Source organism: Rhodococcus sp. OK519, assembly GCF_003051005.1.
Taxonomy (GTDB): Bacteria; Actinomycetota; Actinomycetes; order Mycobacteriales; family Mycobacteriaceae; genus Prescottella.
This window is the reverse complement of record NZ_QAOW01000009.1, coordinates 96,752-112,930: the sequence shown is the minus strand read 5'-3', so window position 1 is coordinate 112,930 and position 16,179 is coordinate 96,752. Positions and strand designations below refer to the sequence as shown.

15 protein-coding genes are annotated in these 16,179 nt (G+C 67.0%); 4 read left to right on the top strand and 11 right to left on the bottom strand.

What is annotated here, in order from left to right; genetic code table 11:
- Positions 1 to 7: 7 nt before the first annotated feature.
- The 7 genes from C8K36_RS20525 to C8K36_RS20495 form a co-directional block, all read right to left on the bottom strand.
- The gene (locus C8K36_RS20525; protein ID WP_107986404.1) at positions 8 to 1,900 is read right to left on the bottom strand and encodes a YhgE/Pip domain-containing protein; all 1,893 of its coding nucleotides are present in this window, start codon (positions 1,898 to 1,900) and stop codon (positions 8 to 10) included.
- Between the two features lie 2 nt (positions 1,901 to 1,902).
- Entirely contained in the window at positions 1,903 to 2,607 is a 705-nt protein-coding gene (locus C8K36_RS20520) for a hypothetical protein (RefSeq protein ID WP_107986634.1), read from the bottom strand.
- A gap of 213 nt (positions 2,608 to 2,820) precedes the next feature.
- Entirely contained in the window at positions 2,821 to 4,029 is a 1,209-nt protein-coding gene (locus C8K36_RS20515) for an oxygenase MpaB family protein (protein ID WP_107986402.1), read from the bottom strand.
- 108 nt (positions 4,030 to 4,137) lie between these two features.
- Positions 4,138 to 5,973, bottom strand: coding sequence for an acyl-CoA dehydrogenase (locus C8K36_RS20510; RefSeq protein ID WP_107986400.1), 1,836 nt, complete (start codon positions 5,971 to 5,973; stop codon positions 4,138 to 4,140).
- A 105-nt stretch (positions 5,974 to 6,078) separates the two neighbouring features.
- Complete coding sequence (locus C8K36_RS20505; protein ID WP_107986398.1) at positions 6,079 to 6,684, bottom strand: class I SAM-dependent methyltransferase; 606 nt, start codon at positions 6,682 to 6,684, stop codon at positions 6,079 to 6,081.
- A 151-nt stretch (positions 6,685 to 6,835) separates the two neighbouring features.
- On the bottom strand, positions 6,836 to 7,270 hold the full coding sequence (locus C8K36_RS20500) for a nuclear transport factor 2 family protein (RefSeq protein WP_107986632.1): 435 nt from the start codon (positions 7,268 to 7,270) through the stop codon (positions 6,836 to 6,838).
- A 76-nt stretch (positions 7,271 to 7,346) separates the two neighbouring features.
- Complete coding sequence (locus C8K36_RS20495; protein WP_258195521.1) at positions 7,347 to 8,426, bottom strand: DUF4185 domain-containing protein; 1,080 nt, start codon at positions 8,424 to 8,426, stop codon at positions 7,347 to 7,349.
- A gap of 428 nt (positions 8,427 to 8,854) precedes the next feature.
- Between C8K36_RS20495 and C8K36_RS20490 the strand changes: the two genes are divergently transcribed.
- A complete protein-coding gene (locus C8K36_RS20490; RefSeq protein WP_107986394.1) occupies positions 8,855 to 9,871 on the top strand; it encodes a beta-ketoacyl-ACP synthase III in 1,017 nt (338 codons plus the stop codon).
- A gap of 78 nt (positions 9,872 to 9,949) precedes the next feature.
- On the opposite strand, the gene C8K36_RS20485 is transcribed toward C8K36_RS20490, so the two are convergent.
- A complete protein-coding gene (locus C8K36_RS20485; RefSeq protein ID WP_107986392.1) occupies positions 9,950 to 10,894 on the bottom strand; it encodes an aldo/keto reductase in 945 nt (314 codons plus the stop codon).
- Positions 10,895 to 11,057: 163 nt separating this feature from the next.
- Between C8K36_RS20485 and C8K36_RS20480 the strand changes: the two genes are divergently transcribed.
- Positions 11,058 to 12,041, top strand: coding sequence for a GmrSD restriction endonuclease domain-containing protein (locus tag C8K36_RS20480; protein ID WP_107986390.1), 984 nt, complete (start codon positions 11,058 to 11,060; stop codon positions 12,039 to 12,041).
- A gap of 224 nt (positions 12,042 to 12,265) precedes the next feature.
- Here the strand turns inward: C8K36_RS20480 and C8K36_RS20475 are convergent, their stop codons facing one another.
- Positions 12,266 to 12,499 (bottom strand): hypothetical protein, encoded by a 234-nt coding sequence (locus C8K36_RS20475; RefSeq protein ID WP_107986388.1) that lies wholly within the window; start codon positions 12,497 to 12,499, stop codon positions 12,266 to 12,268.
- A gap of 922 nt (positions 12,500 to 13,421) precedes the next feature.
- Between C8K36_RS20475 and C8K36_RS20465 the strand changes: the two genes are divergently transcribed.
- Positions 13,422 to 14,585, top strand: a complete 1,164-nt coding sequence (locus C8K36_RS20465; protein WP_181319657.1) for a CotH kinase family protein — start codon at positions 13,422 to 13,424, stop codon at positions 14,583 to 14,585.
- A gap of 13 nt (positions 14,586 to 14,598) precedes the next feature.
- The gene (locus C8K36_RS20460; protein ID WP_107986382.1) at positions 14,599 to 15,024 is read left to right on the top strand and encodes a hypothetical protein; all 426 of its coding nucleotides are present in this window, start codon (positions 14,599 to 14,601) and stop codon (positions 15,022 to 15,024) included.
- A 138-nt stretch (positions 15,025 to 15,162) separates the two neighbouring features.
- Here the strand turns inward: C8K36_RS20460 and C8K36_RS20455 are convergent, their stop codons facing one another.
- Both C8K36_RS20455 and C8K36_RS24920 read right to left on the bottom strand, forming a co-directional pair.
- Complete coding sequence (locus C8K36_RS20455; RefSeq protein ID WP_107986380.1) at positions 15,163 to 15,555, bottom strand: acyltransferase; 393 nt, start codon at positions 15,553 to 15,555, stop codon at positions 15,163 to 15,165.
- A 350-nt stretch (positions 15,556 to 15,905) separates the two neighbouring features.
- A complete protein-coding gene (locus C8K36_RS24920; protein ID WP_181319656.1) occupies positions 15,906 to 16,061 on the bottom strand; it encodes a hypothetical protein in 156 nt (51 codons plus the stop codon).
- Positions 16,062 to 16,179: the final 118 nt, after the last annotated feature.

The following is a 16,179-nucleotide window of genomic DNA, read 5'->3' as shown; positions in this document are numbered from 1 at the left end:
GGGACGGTCACACCTCGATCGGCGGGTGCAGCCGCATCAGCGTCCATGCCCGGTCCCGCCGCACCGACAGGGCACTCGCCCCGAGCGATGCGAGCAGCAGGCCCAGGAGCACCGCGATCGACACCCACAGCCGGGAGTCGATGCCGCCGACGGTGAGCTGTCGCAGGCCGTTGACGGCGTAGGTCATCGGGTCGAACGGGTGCAGGATCTGGAAGGGTTTCGCGGTGGTTTCGACGGGGTAGATGCCGCCCGCCGACACCAGTTGCAGCATCAGGAACGCGAGGGTCACCACGCGGCCCACGGCGGGCCCGAAGATCGCGTTGAACGCCTGGATCAGCGCCATGTACGTGAGCCCGACGAGGCCCAGGAACGCGATGGTCCCGAACACGTACACCGGCACCAGTCCCACCCCGAAGTGCACGACGACGTACATCACCAGCACCTGTGCGATCGCGATGAGGGCGGCCGGCCAGTACGACGCCAGCACCACCCGCATCGCGCCCAGCCCGGTGGAGATAGGACGGTTCTGGATGGGCCGCAGGAGCATCCAGGTGATGATGCCGCCGACGAACAGGGCCAGCGGCAGGAAGAACGGCGCGAAGCCGGTGCCGAATGTCTTGGCGCGGTTGTCGTGTTGCTGATCGAGAGCGACCGGGGCGGAGAGCGTCTGCGCGACGACGGTCCGCTGCTGCGGATCCCATTGCGGCACCTGCTCGCTGCCCTCCTTCAGCTGCGACGAGAGTTCTCCCGAGCCGTCCTTCAATTGGGTAGTGCCGGTGGCCAGCTGTCCGGCGCCCTGCGCCAGGGTCTCGCTGCCGCTGGACAATTGGGACAGGCCGTCGTCCAGGGTGCGAGCGCCCGACGCAGCCTGCTGCCCGCCACTCTGCAGCTGTGTCAGGCCGTCGCGTAGCTGTCCGGCACCGCCGACAGCCTGCGACATGCCCGCGCGGTAGGGGCTCGAGGGATCGCCGAGCTGGAACGCGAGTTGCTGTGCGCCGTCTCGGAGTTGCGTCAGCTGCGCCCGGGTGGCCGGGTCGAGCACCGCGCCGAGGGCGCCGGTGACCTGGTCGACGAGCTGATTCACCCCGGCGCTGACCTGCCCCGCGCCGTCGCCCAGCTGGGTCGTCGCGCCCGACAGCTGGTCCAGGCCACCGGCGAGTGCGCCCGCCCCGCCGGACGCGGTGTCGATGCCCGCCGACAGTTGGGAGGTGCCGTCGGCGAGGGCTGTGGAGCCGGCCTTCGCGGTGCCCAGCCCGTCGGCGAGAGTGCGGGAGCCGCCCGCGAGTTGCTGGGCACCCGCGTCGGCGGCCTGCGCTCCGGTCGCGAGCTGTCCGGCGCCGTCGGCTGCCTTACGGAGCCCGTCACCGGCGGCACCGAGCCCGACGAGCACCTGGTCGACGGACTGCTCGCCGATCTGGGCGCTCACCGCGTTGAGGATCTGCTGCGCGGCGTTCTGTCCGATGATCGTGGCCAGGTAGTTGTTGGCGTCGTTGTAGGTGAAGATGATTCGGGCCTTCTGCGGATCCGGCCCGGTGGGGGAGGCCACGGACTGGCTGAAGTCGCCGGGCAGCGTCACCGAGAAGTAGTAGCGCCCGTCCGCGACGCCCGTCGACGCCTCGTATTCGGTCACCTCGTGGAAGTCGAGTTCGCCGGAATCGACCAGGCCCTTGGCCACTTCGTCGCCGGCATTCAGCGGTTTGCCGTCGACGACGGTGCCGTGATCGCGGTTGACCAGCGCCACCGGAATCTTGTTCGCGGCACTGAACGGATCCCAGAACGCCCACAGATACAGCGCCCCGTACAGCAGCGGCATCAGCACGATCGTCACGAGCGCGACCCGCGGCATCAGTCCGCGCGAGAACCGCTTGAGTTCGGTGCCGAGCGACATCCCTGCGAGCATGGCTACTCCTCGCCTTCCCATTCGGCGTCCGACATCGGATGGAATTCGTGGGCGGGCGAATTCGGCGGCAGCGGATTGACCGCGGACGCGATCACCGTCTGCCGTGCCCCGAGCATCGCCAGATGCTCGACGAGGCGAGTCCGGTCGTGTTCCTCACGGACCTGTTCGAGGTCGTCGATCAGCAGCAGTGGCGGCATCTTCGTGTTCGCGACGGCGATGCGCAGCAGCATGCTGTCGAGTTCGCCGAGATCGCTGACGTAGTCGGTGAGCCGCGGCATCGGGCGGTTTCCGAACACCGGCGCGCACACCTGCTCGAGTTCGCGCTGACCAGCGCGGCGAATCAGGAGATACCACGTTGCATCCCAACGGATCTGCTCCGTGATGAGGTCGCGCACCGTCACCGACTCGGAGATGGTGTCGATGCCCTCGAACCCCGCGATCGCCGAGATTGCGCGGATCCCTCCCGGCTTGGTGCGCCCCAGCACCCGCAATTTTCCCGACGACGGCTTCATCCGTCCGCTCAGCGTCAGCAGCAGCGACGTCCGGCCCGATCCGGCGAAGCCCTGGATCACCGCCAGCCCCCCGAACGGGATGCGCAGGTCAACCGGGCCGAACACCGGCCCCAGGGATCCGCTGCGGGTGAGTCCGTCCGCACGCACGGCAAGTGTGGGACCGGCGGGCTCGGAGAATCCGGTGCGCTCGTCCATGCTGGTCACAGCTGATCACCAACCTCGGTTCGGTGGCGGGATCGACATCGACAAGCCAAACACAACCGAGTGGTCCGTGCCGGCAATGGCGCGAATCGGGGCGCACCCGCGGGACTCCGGTCCACTCGCGTTTTGCGCACTTATCGCGGCCCGACGGGTCCCGGACGCGCGATAAGTGCGCAAAACGCGGGGTGGGTCAGCCTGGGAGGTCCGTCAGTCCGGCAGTGCCACGACGTCGGGGATCTCGCCGTCGAGGATGCGTAGCCGGACGTCCTGCAACTGCCGCTCACCGCGGCGCTGCAACCACCGATTTCCGGCCGGGAAACGGCCCACCACATGGTGTTTGACGACGTTGACGCCCAGCCTGCCGACCGGGTACCACGGTGGCCGCATCGGGACCTTCAGGGCCCGCACGCCGGCCGGCCCGAGGAGCATGGTGGCCAGGGACAGGCCACGCTCGTATTCGTAGCGCCGCCGCAACCGGTCGAAGTGGGCGTATCGGGTGCGCAGGGGGAGTTCGACGAGCGACTCGGCCAGCGCGTAGCTGTGCTCGTCGGCCGCGGGGGAGGAAGATCCGATCTGGTACATCATGCGCAGCCCGGGCCGTTCGGCGAACGGCAGCCACCTCGGGTCGACGCCCATCAGCCAGCCGACGTAGCACCACAGGTGCAGCACGGCGTCGGCTTCCCGCCGGGTGTAGCGGACGCCGAGCACGCGGGTGTGCAGCAGGAACGTGATCGAGAACAGGCCCAGCGTGCCGGCCTGGTCGAACTGGTTGACGGGCAGTCCACGCGCGCTGCTGTCCCAGTCGGTCTCGTGCTCGTGGTGGTAGTCGACGAACGCGTGCATCAGGCGGACGTGCACCGACAGCATGAAGCCGTCGCCGAAGCGGTCCAGGCCGTCGTCGGCGACGCATCCGTTCCACCAGGTGCCGGTCTCGGCGATCCGGCGGCGGGTGCGTTCCCCGGTCAGCCGGCCCGACGCCGTCAGTACCGGCAGTGGCCCCGAATTGTTGTAGCCACCCAGCAGCGAGCCGTAGGCGAGCACGTCGCCTGCGTCCGACCCGACGCGGCGCAGCGTGCGTGCACCGAGCGCGATGAGGTCGCGGTCCACCCAGTCGGGGGTGTCCTCGAGGAGAGCGAAGTACTCGCGCAGCGGCGTCGGCGCGTCCGGGACCGCCTCGATGCCCTCGGCAAGGGCCTGGCGGAACTGCGCGAGGGTTACCGTGCGGTCCTGCCGGATGGCCCGCACCAGCGCGGCGCTGGGCTCGTCGCGCTCGAGCAGCGCGCGCCGCAGCGCGTCCGCTTCCTGCACGGTGGCGTCGGGGGACGGCCAGGCGAAGGGCCGGAGCGGCGCGGTGATCCGGGCGGCGTGTGCTCGGTCGCGCATGTACCGGGTCGGGGCTTCCGTGGCGGGAGTCACACTCCCAGCCTGATTCTGACAACGCATGTTGTCAATGCCTGGTCGGAAAAATGCCGCTGCCGCACAACGAAGCTCGTCGTGCGGCAGCGGCGGGATGCGTCTCGGGGTCTAGAACGCGGCCTCGTCCAACTCCATGATGTCGTTGTCGAGGTGAGACAGGATGGTGCGGGTCGCGGTCAGCTCGGGCAGCACGTTCTTCGCGAAGAAGGACGCGGTTGCAACCTTGCCCTCGTAGAAGGCCTTGTCCTTCGCGGCAGGACCCTCGTCGAGCGCCTTGATCGCGATCTCGGACTGACGCAGCAGCTGCCAGCCGATGAGCAGGTCGCCGACCGACATCAGGAAGCGGACCGAGCCGAGACCCACCTTGTACAGCTCGGTGGGCTGCTCCTGTGCGCCCATGAGGTGACCGGTGAGCGTGGCGGCCATGCCCTGCACGTCCTCGAGGGCGGTGGACAGCAGCGCGCGCTCCGCCTTGAGGCGGCCGTTGCCCGCCTCGCTGTCGATGAACTTCTTGATCTCGCCGGCCACGTGGGCCAGCGCGACACCGCGGTCGCGGGCGATCTTGCGGAAGAAGAAGTCCTGCGCCTGGATGGCGGTGGTGCCCTCGTACAGCGAGTCGATCTTGGAGTCGCGGATGTACTGCTCGATCGGGTAGTCCTGAAGGAAGCCGGAGCCGCCGAGAGTCTGCAGGCTCTCGGTCAGGTACTGGTAGGCCCGCTCCGATCCGACGCCCTTGACGATGGGCAGCAGCAGATCATTGACGCGGAACGCGGTCTCCTTGTCGGCACCGGACACCATCTCGGCGACGACGTCGTCCTGGTGGGCGGCGGTGTACAGGTACACCGCGCGCATGCCCTCGGCGTATGCCTTCTGCATCGCGAGGCTGCGGCGGACGTCGGGGTGATGCGTGATGGTGACGCGCGGTGCGGTCTTGTCCGTCATCTGCGTCAGATCGGAACCCTGGACGCGCTCCTTGGCGTAATCGCGCGCGTTGAGGTAGCCGGTGGACAGGGTGGAGATGGCCTTGGTGCCCACCATCATCCGGGCGTGCTCGATGACGTCGAACATCTGGGCGATGCCGTTGTGGACCTCGCCCACGAGCCAGCCCTGGGCCGGAACGCCGTGGCCGCCGAAGGTGAGCTCGCACGTCGTGGACGCCTTGAGACCCATCTTGTGCTCGACGTTGGTGACGAAGACGCCGTTGCGATCGCCGAGCTCGTTCTTCTCGAAGTCGAAGTGGAACTTCGGGACGAAGAACAGGCTCAGACCCTTGGTGCCCGGTCCGGCGCCCTCGGGGCGGGCCAGCACCAGGTGGAAGATGTTCTCGAACAGGTCGTCGGAGGTGGCGGAGGTGATGAACCGCTTGACGCCCTCGATGTGCCAGGAGCCGTCGTCCTGCTTGATGGCCTTGGTGCGCCCGGCGCCCACGTCGGAACCGGCATCCGGCTCCGTCAGCACCATGGTGGCGCCCCAGCCACGCTCGACACAGGTTGCCGCCCACTGCTTCTGCTCGTCGGTGCCGTTGTGGAACAGCACGTCCGCGAACGACGGACCGGCCTGGTACATGAACGCGGCGGGCTGTGCGCCCAGCAGCATCTCGGAGATCGCCCACACGAGTGCGCGGGGAACGGGAACGCCGCCGATCTCTTCGCTCAGGCCCATCCGGTACCACTCGGCGTCCCACATCGCCTTGAACGACTTCTTGAAGGGTTCAGGCAGGGTCGCCTCGTGCTTCTCCGGATCGAACACCGGCGGATTGCGGTCGGTGTCGGCGAACGCCTCGGCCAGCGGGCCCTCGGCGAGGCGCGCGACCTCGGACAGCATCTCCTTGACGGTGTCGGCGTCCAGATCGCTCCAGGCGCCCTCACCCAGTAGCTTGTCCAGACCCAGAACCTCGAAGAGGTTGAATTCGAGGTCGCGGACGTTGCTCTTGTAGTGGCCCATGTTCTCTCCCTGAAGTGGCACTGCGTTGGTGCGGTCTGTCTTTCCGTCAAGTACCGCCCAAGTAGCTACTCGTCGGTAACTTAGCCGATATTACTCGCGATTAAGTTAGCTGCCAAGGGTGGGCTTGCGGGCGACGAGGAGCGCGTCGATCGCGGTGCCGGCCTCGGTGTCGCGAAAGCGCCTTTCCGCGGTCACGACGTCGAGCCTGCCATCAAGATCGTTCTTCAAATCGTCTGGTGTATAGAGGATTTCGGGGTCGGGCGGGCCGCCGACGCCCTCGGTCGCATTGATCGTGTCGTGCCCGAGAATCATGAGGATTCCCTCGGGTTTCAGGCCCTCGATGACACGCCTCACAAGTGCCCGGCGCTGTGCCGGATCGAGATGAATGAAGATCATGAGGACCAGGTCATAGTCCGAGACGTCGGCCGTCGTGATGTCGTCGACGGTGTAGGTGAGCCGCTCGCGCACCCGGCGCGGAGCCTGCGACGCAACCTCGCGGGCCTTCTCGATCGCCACCCGCGAATAGTCGGCGCCCGTCGTCTCCCACCCGCGCGTCGCGAGCCACAGTGCGTGCCGGCCCTCGCCGCACGCCAGGTCGAGCGCCCGGCCCGCGGGCAGCGACGTCGCGAACTCCACCACCACCGGATTCGGCGGCGTGCCCCACACCATCTCCGCCTGCGAATACCGTGCGTCCCAGTCCTCAGCCTTCATGGCTACGACCGTATCCCCGCCCGTCCCCTCCCGCGTTTTGCGCACTTGTCGCGCTTTCGAGGGCCTGGAATCCGCGACAAGTGCGCAAAACGCGGGGGGCTCAGCCGACGGGGCTGGATGTCGGCTCAGCCGACGAGGCTGGATTGTCGGCTCAGCCGACGGTGATCCGGCGGTGGGCCAGCTTCCAGCGCCCGTCCTCGAACCGGTGCGTGTCGTCGTAGCGGCCGACACCGGCCAGGCGCGGCTCGGTGGTGGTGTCGCGGAAGAACAACCAGTACGCCGTCGACGACGCCTCGACGTCCGAGTCCAGCGACACGGAGACGGTGGTGATGACGTGCCGGCTCGACGTGCCCGGTCCCTGGACGCTGCCTGCGCGACGCTCCCGCACGCCCTCCTCGATCAGGGCGACACCCCTGCGCATCTGCGCGGCCATGCCGGTCACCGGGTTGGGCTGCGACTCCCAGATCGCGTCGGCGGTGAAGTGCTCCAGGTACTCCTCGACTGTGCCGTCGTCGGCCAACTGCGCGATGCGGGAGAGGAGGTCCTGGATCTCGCCACGGGGATCGGTGCTGTTCTGCGGTGCCACGTCGTCTCCTTGCTGATGCAAACCAAGTGTTTGCTCGGGACGCTAGCAGCGGTTCGGTCGGTGCGTGCTGCCGTTCTCAGCGCTGCAGCGTCGTGTGCATCAGCAGCACGTTGTAGTTGGAGTGCACCGTGGTCAGGAAGTAGAGGTCCGGTCCCGACGACCACGGGTGGATGTATGCGCCGTACATCGACGGCAGTTCGGGGCCGTCGATCAGGACTTCCGGCGGGCCCCACGGCCCGGTCGGTGCGGGCGCGCGCCGCATCACCACCGAGTTGCGGTCGTCGGTGGTGAGCATCAGGTACTGGCCCAGGTAGTCGTTGTACTGGACGGAGATCTCGCCGACGCCACCGAAGACGATCGGCAGCGCGACGTCGGGGTTCTTCGGCACCCACTTGCCGCCGTCCCAATACTCGTACGCGCCCAGGTCTCGCATCTTCTGTTCCGGGACCCGGGCCAGGAAGACCAGTCCACCGCGTCCGGCAGGTGTGCCGTACTGGTAGACGTAGCCGCCGTCCTTGACGAACGCGCCCATCTGGAAGTTGCTGTTGCCGCCGACGGGAGGGCGTCGGGTCTCGGGCGCCTCGATCCAGTTCTCGCCGTTGTCGGTGGAGAACACCAGGCTCGCGTGGTTGGTGACCCACTTGCCGGGCTCGCCCCAGTCCTTGACCGACATCATGCTCATGAACTGCATTCCGTCGGCCGCGACGCCGGCGGTGGGGATCCGGCTGATCTCGACGAACGGGACCTTGGGGCTCGGTACGAGTTCCTTCGACTGGCCGACGATGTCGCGAGGGCTGCTGTCGAAGGTCATTCCATCCGTGAGATTGCGGTCGGCACTGCGGAAGAGAACATTGCTGCGCCACGACCAGAGACTTCCCACGAGCAGGTTCGGGAGACCCAATCCGGCGGTGTCGCCGAACGCGGTGAGAACCTGTCCGTTTCCGTTGTCCCACATGATGCCGAGGTCGGTGCCGAGAACGTTGGAGTCCTGGGTCCGGTTCGCGCTGAGCAGGCCCGTCGCCTGCGCTATTGCTCGGCTTCGCCCCTGGAGCGCGGGCACGCCGTTGGTGCCGTTCAGTACCGGAATCGGATTTACGGTATTGGGATTTGCGGCAGCGGGAACGACGAGCGTGAGAAATGCAGCTCCAGTGCACATCAGTGATCCGACGACGGTGCGAGTTCGATTCTTTCTCACGGAAGTCCCCATTTGCGGTGAAAGCGCCCCGGTGCTGGCGTTATGGGGTCGCTGCGGTGGCTTCTCCGGCGCGTAATACGCTAGCAGGAATGTCGATTCGAGCAGTGTGGGTTCCGGTGTTAACGTAATTGTCGCATTTCTTCTAATCCATTGTCCGAATTGGTGCGTGGCCCGCGTAAGGGTGATCGATTCGGCTATTCGGGGCGATTTGCCCGGCCGGGGCCGCCGTGGGCGGGGGTGTTTCGGTGCAGCGCGCCGCGGCGCTACCGGGTACCCGAGTAACACCGAGGTCTCACCTCGCGAAGTACCGTGTCGTGGGAAGACGGGGCCACTGGGCCCCGCCACGTGGCGGCTCGGGCCGCGAGTCAATGCAGTAGAGGAGACCAAACATGGGTGCGCAGATCTCGAACTCCACCGAGGTCCGGCAGTCCGCCATCCTCGGTTTGGGCGTGTACCGCCCGCAGCGGGTCGTGAGCAACGACGAGATCTGCGAGACGATCGACTCCACCGACGAGTGGATCCAGTCGCGCTCGGGCATCAAGAACCGTCGCTTCGCGGGCGAGGACGAATCGGTCCTGGCGATGGCGATCGCCTCGGGCCGCAAGGCTCTCGAGGCCAGCGGCATCAGTGCCGAGCAGATCGGTGCCGTCGTCGTCGCGACGTCCACCTACCCGTCGCAGACGCCGCAGTGTTCCGCTGTGGTCGCCGATGCCCTCGGCACGGGCGGTCCGGCCGCGTTCGACGTCACGGCCGGTTGCGCGGGCTTCTGCTACGCCCTGTCGATCGCGTCGGACATGGTTCGTCTCGGCACCGAGGATTACATCCTCGTCATCGGCGTCGAGCGGATGAGCGACAGCACCGAGCCGACCGATCGCGCCGTGCGCTTCATCTTCGGTGACGGCGCGGGCGCCGTCGTCGTCGGCCCGAGCGATGTCACCGGCATCGGCCCCGTCGTGTGGGGCTCGGACGGCTCGCAGTCGCAGGCCATCCGCCAGGAGCCGGACTGGCTGACGTTCGCGAAGGATCCCTCGCAGCGCCCGTGGATCAAGATGGAGGGCACCGCGGTGTTCCGCTGGGCGGCCTTCGAGATGGGCAAGGTCGCCACGCAGGCGCTCGAGCGTGCGGGTGTCGCGATGGAGGATCTCGGCGCGTTCATCCCGCACCAGGCGAACGGCCGCATCAACGAGGTCATCGCCCGCAGCATCAAGCTCCCCGAGTCGGTGCCGGTGTCCGACGACATCGCCGAGACCGGCAACACGTCGGCGGCGTCGATCCCGCTGGCGATGGAGGAAGTGATCCGCACGGGCAAGGCGAAGCCGGGCGAGCTGGCTCTGCTGGTCGGCTTCGGCGCCGGTCTGTCGTACGCCGGTCAGGTCGTCACCCTGCCGCCGCTCGCGCAGGACTGACCCCTCTCCTCGGAAAGCAGCAACGGCGGGCCCGCTACGTGCGGGCCCGCCGTTTCCGTTTCTTTCGGGTCTTCCGGCTCAGAGTTGAGCGAGGACGTCGTCGATCATCGCCAGTTCGTCCTCGTCGAGGGGTCGACGCAGGTGTGAGGTGTTGCGTGCCACCTGCGCCGATGAGGACGAGCCGATCAGGACGGACGCGACCTGAGGCTTGGCGTCGAGCCACGCGACGGCCAGTTCGGACAACTGCCGGTCCAGCTTGCTCGCGAGCGGCAGCAGCGCCTCGACGCGGGTGAGGGCGTCGTCGGTGGCGGTGGCCGCGAAGTACTCGGACTTGTCGAAGCGAGAGCCCTTGGGAAACTCGCTGTTCCGGCGGTACTTGCCGGTGAGCAGCCCCGCCGCCAGCGGGTAGTAGGGGATCACTGCGAGATCGCTGCGCTCGCAAGCCGGCACGATCTCGGCCTCGACCGCACGCTCGAGCATGTTCCACTCGATCTGCGCGGCGACGAACCTCGGCAGATTCCGTTCGGATGCGGTCCGGACGGCGTGGTCGATCTGCTGGGCCGAAACGTTGGAGCACGCGACTTGGCGCACCTTGCCGGCCTGCACCAGCTCGTCGAGCGCCCCGAGCGTGTCCTCGATCGGCACCGTCGGGTCCGGCATGTGCTGGTAGTAGAGGTCGATGTGGTCGACGCCGAGGCGGCGCAGGCTGGCCTCGCACGCCTGTCGCACGTAGTCGGGTGCCGATCCCCGCTCGGTCTCGCTCATCGGTGCACCGAACTTAGTCGCGATGACGGCCTCGTCGCGCCGACCCGCCAGCGCCGCGCCGAGGATCTTCTCCGATTCGCCGGAGCTGTAGACGTCGGCGGTGTCGAAGAACGTGATGCCGTGCTCGAATGCGGCGTCGACCACCGCATGCGACTCGGCGGCGTCGATCCGGGAGCCGAAGTTGTTGCAGCCCAGGGACACCGTCGAGACGGCGAGATCTGTCCCGGGGAGGGTCGTGTACTGCATGGGTGTGGACATCGGACTCCTGACGCTGGCACTCGGGTGGGCCGGTGAGCTGCCCGGTTTCGGACATTACGCCTTACTCCTCACTGCTCGCGAGAGCGAATTCCGGTGTGTGGTAACACCCGGCTAGGATTCGCCCTGCGAACATATGTACGAGAGATGAGGAATCGCGCCGCCCGTGAGTGCTGTGAAGATCGACAAGTCCTGGGTGGCCGGATTCGCCACCGTCGCCGTGTTGTTCGCCGGGGGGTGCACGGCTGCCGCTGCGCCGACGGTGGGGTCGGCATCGGACCCCGAACAGGTCGTCGGCACCGCGACGCCGGCGACGAACGAACAAACGGTCGGTGAAACCGCCGTCGATCCAGTGGCCGCGGACGGGGCGATGACCGGGTTGGCTGCGTTGCCGATCCGCGATCGCGCACCCAAGAGCGGCTACGACCGGGCTCAGTTCGGTCAGGCATGGACCGACAACGTCACGATCGCGGGCGGACACAACGGCTGCGACACCCGCAACGACATTCTCGCGCGCGACCTCGTCTACATCACCACCGATCCGATGACCCGCGACTGCACGGTGCTCTCGGGCACGCTCGACGACGTCTACACCGGCAAGACGATCCGATTCGTGCGTGGCGTCGACACGTCGAGTGCCGTGCAGATCGATCACGTCGTGGCGCTGTCCGACGCGTGGCAGAAGGGCGCTCAGCAGCTGGACGAGGCCACCCGGCGCAACCTCGCGAACGATCCGCGCAACCTGCAGGCGGTCGACGGACCCACCAATCAGGGCAAGAGCGACTCCGACGCCTCGGCCTGGCTGCCGCCGAACCTCGCCTACCGGTGTGTGTACGTGAACCGCCAGATCGAGGTGAAGGCGGCGTACGGGCTGTGGGTGACGCAGTCCGAGCACGACGCGATGGCACGGGAACTCGCGTCCTGCGGCGCAACCGGATCCGCAGCACCGGCACCGGCGCCCGCACCTGCTCCGGCACCCGCGCCCGCGCCGGCTGCTGTCTCGCCGGCGGGTGCAGGCGCCCCGTCCGGTGAGGTGTTCTATCCGAACTGCAAGGCGGTACGCTCCGCGGGCGCCGCGCCTCTGCACCGTGGCGAGCCCGGATACCGAGCGGCGATGGACAGCGACGGCGACGGTGTGGCCTGCGAGTAGTTCTCCCGTCAGATCCCGACCGCGGCCTCGAGGGCGGCCAGTTCGTCGTCGAGATGGATCGTGGATCGAAATTATCTGCCCTGGAACATCTTCCGATTCTGCGTCGACTGGTTCGGAGACTACGAGGCTCCGCTGTCGGCCTGCTCGGCGGTTTCTCCCGGACTTCTGGGCAGGCGACGCGACACCCGATCCGCGTCGGGGGATGGATCGCGTTCTGTGCTACGTTAAAGGCTCCGGCGCGCACGCCCCGATCTCGGGTGGAACCAGAGGCGGCCGCCGAGGATCATGCGGTCCAGCTCCTCGCACAGTGCACACCGGGGGTAGGCGGTATCTGCCGGTCCGATACCCGCCATGCGATGGGGCGCCTCGATGCGGGCGCCGATCGAGCAATCTGTGAAGACGTGGTAGGCGCTCTCGGCGCCAGGCGCCATCGAGTAGTACGCCCTGTCCTTGCGCACCGCGCCCCCTCCGTCTCGGCACCCCAAGTCGGGGCGAGCGTACACAAAAAGCCGACCAACCGGTCCAAAATGGGCGGAAGCCGAACCTGTCCGTTGCTGAGGGTTCACCGAGACCGGTGCATGCTCCGCCAGATAGAGGGTCGCCACCTAACCGCGCTCAGCCGCTACTCGCAGGCGCCGCTTTGCAACTCGCATAGAACACCTCACCGGACGGAGCGCCCGCACCCACTGGCCAGCCCGTGCCAACACCACGGACGAATCGGATCGTCTTACCGGTGACGCCGCGGCCGGGATCCACCCGGCCACACGAAACATGTTGCATAACAACGTTTTCGCACCAATATGCCGTCAAGTGGGGCAGAGCTATACCGGGAGGCGGCCTCCATGGCGTGGAGCGTGTCATCGTCCGGTGTGCTTGACGCCACGCCCGAGAGACAAGGCGTCCGGCTTCGCCGCCGAGCGCCGCCCGATCTGCGAGTCGAAAGGCTTCGACTCGCCCGGCCGCGGAAGCGGCTGATCCGCGGCAATCTCTGAGTGGAGACGGTCCCCATCCATTTGCTACTGAACGCGCGCACTGCCCAGGGTCGTCGCCAGCGCGGACGATTGGAGCAGTCAGCATGGCCGCGCCCTCGTCGAGGACCTCCCCAGCGGGGAGCGTCGCAACGGGTGATGTCAAACCGTGGCGATAGCCAACATTGGGTGGCTCCTCCCACTCGGCGCCAGAACCGATTTCCGGTCTTGCCGCTAGAGACAACGCATGCCGCGCAAGGAGTTTTTGCTCCCGGCATGTCGTTTGACGACGTTTGCGGCGCAGGTTCACCTCGGTCGTGCAGCCACTCGCAGGGACGTCCTCTGTGTCACTAACGCCACTTATGCCACGCGCTCGGCCATCGCCGAGCTCGACCGTGGCCGCTTTCCGGTCATGGCGATCACCCTGACCGGCGGGGCCGATCCGACCACGAAAGACACCTACATCCCCGGCACCTACACGATCACCGATACCGACGGCGGCGTGATCCACTCCGGTGGCATCAAGCTCCGCGGCCGCGGCAACTCCACTTGGGCGGCACCGAAGAAGCCGTGGCGCATCAACTTCGATGCGTCGACAGCGCCGCTGGGGATGACCGTGAAGCAGAAGAACTGGGGCCTACTGGCCGAGTACTATGACGCGCTCAAGATCTCGAACGTCCTGACCTACGAGATCGGGCGGCGGCTGAGCTTCGAATGGACACCGCAGGTGCGGACCGTCGAGCTCGTCCTCAACGGCACCTACCGCGGCCTCTACGACCTCGCCGACCTCGTCCGCCTGGAAGCCGGCCGCCTCACGGGCGACGCTCCCACCGAGGCGGGCGACGGATCCGACGGCGTGTGGCTGATGGAGATCGCGAACAAGGAAGGCCCCAACGGGGACCGGCCGCTGGTGCCGGGCGTCGCGACGCCCGTCTACGGAAACTGGGCCGCCTACGACACCCCGGAAGCGCCCACCGCGCCGCAGCTGGCATACATCACCGCGGCGTTCAGGGCATTCGAGCAGCCCCTCGCCGAGGGCAGATGGGCGGCGTGGAAGGGCCACGCAGACGCGATGTCGTTCGCCGACTGGTACCTCATCTACGAGTTGTTTGCACCCGGTACCGACTCCGCCCTGGGCACCTCCTGCAAGATCTGGAAGGCCGCGGACGCCGCCGGCGGCAAGTTCTCCATGGGACCGCTGTGGGACTTCGACCTCGGCTGGGGAACCGGCTGGAACAACAGCCCCCCGTCGTACAACGTTTTCGCCACCCGCGTCGGGAACTGGTGGTCGCGGATGTGGCAGGACGCAGCCTTCCGTGCTCTGCTCCAGCAGCGGTGGACGGTCCTCATGGACGCGATCGACGAGCTGGGAGGCGTCGCCGAGCTGATCGACTCAGCCGTCGACAAGCGCACCCGTGCCCTCCGCGACGATAACACCGTGTGGGAACAACGGGTGTTCACCCCATTCGAGGCCGACGCTCGGAAGCGGTACATCCTCGCGCGAATCGAATGGCTCGGCTCGCAGATCAACGCCCCCATCGACCCGGTGACCGCCTCAGTCGAATCCCTCGTCTAGACAGGAACACGTCATGGCAAAAACGCCCCTCGCCGCGAACATCACCGACGGCACCGCCGGACACGCCAACCTCCACAACGAGGAGCGAACCCGGATCAACACAGTCGCCAACGACACCGGTTGGGTCGACATCAAGTCGAAGCTCGCCAACGGCTGGACGGCGAACAACATCTTCATCCGACGCGTCGGAAAGGTGGTGTCGTTGAGGGTCTCCGGATTGACGGGGGCCGCAGCTACCGCCACGCAGGTGATGCCCGCCCAGACCGGATACTGGGCGCCGAACAACCTCTGCTTCCCCGCGTTTGGGGAATCAGGGGGGACGATGACCCAGTTCAAGGTGCAACCTGCCGGCATTGCGTTGAACCAGTCAGCCATCCTTCATAGCGACAACCAGATGTTCACGTGGCTAGTGGACGACGACGCCGCCTGGCCCGCATGACTCAACAGCAACCAGGGCGCGACGCCCGACCTGAATCGGGGGCAGGCCGGACGTCGCGAATCAGACGCTGGCGACCGCCATCGGCCCGCATCCTGAAGATTGGGACTCTGTGCCTAGCGTCATTCCGCCCCTAATCGGCTATGCCGCCTTGTTGTTCCTGGGCAGTTCCCGCTTCCGGACTGCTGGAACGCCCGCGTAAAGATGGTCGGGTTCGCAGTCGGACGTTACAACGGATCCAGGGGCGATGACGCAGCCTTCTCCGATTGTGACGCCCGGGTAGACGATGACACCGGCGCCAAGCCATGTACCGGGGCCGATCGTGACAGGCTTGAACTGCGTCGGATCGGATGCCCGCTTCTCCGACGGTCCGATCTCGTGGGTGCCGGTCATGATGACGCATCGCGGGCCGAACGAGACGTTGTCCCCGATCGTGATGCCGCCCGTTGGGTGCAGCGAAACCCCAGTGTTGATGAATACTCCGTTCCCGATCGACAGTTTGGTGATGTCGCCGGCGAACGTGCCGCCGTGCATGATCCGCGCCTTTCCGATGTGGGCTCCAGCTGCACGGAGGAGGGAGAGTCTGAGGCGGGGGTGGAGGAGCGCTGATCCAGCGAAACCGTTCGCTATCCACCCGCGGACACTCACTGCTGGTCCCACTCGCGGAGGTGGCTGCCTGCCATGTCAATCGTCATGGCAGGCATTTTCCCGTACCGGGCGGTTTGCGCAACTTGACGACTGCCGCCTCGGTTGCGTGCCCGATCCGGGGTGCGGCGCCCGATCCCTGTCGGGGTGTGATCGGGCGCCGCACCACTGACGGTAGTGAGCGCGCCCGGGCCGTACTCGGAAACTCAGGCATTGTGCCCAGAGTCACGGGTTGCCTGTCAGTCGTCTTCGGTCGCGTCGCCGCTGTCACGCCCTTCACTCGGCGGCGGGAAGGTGTCCCGCTCGTCACGCATACGGATCCCTCGCCCGGCGATCAGAGCGACCGCTACAGCCAGCGCAATCCAGCCGACGGCCAGCCAGACGATCCAGTGCACACCGCCAACTACAGTCGCTCGACGCTCCTGACGTAACCGGTGGACCCGGATTTCACCCGAGTCTTCATCCGCCCGTAATCGCTCACTTCGAACAGCCAGACTCGCGGAGGAAGTCCAA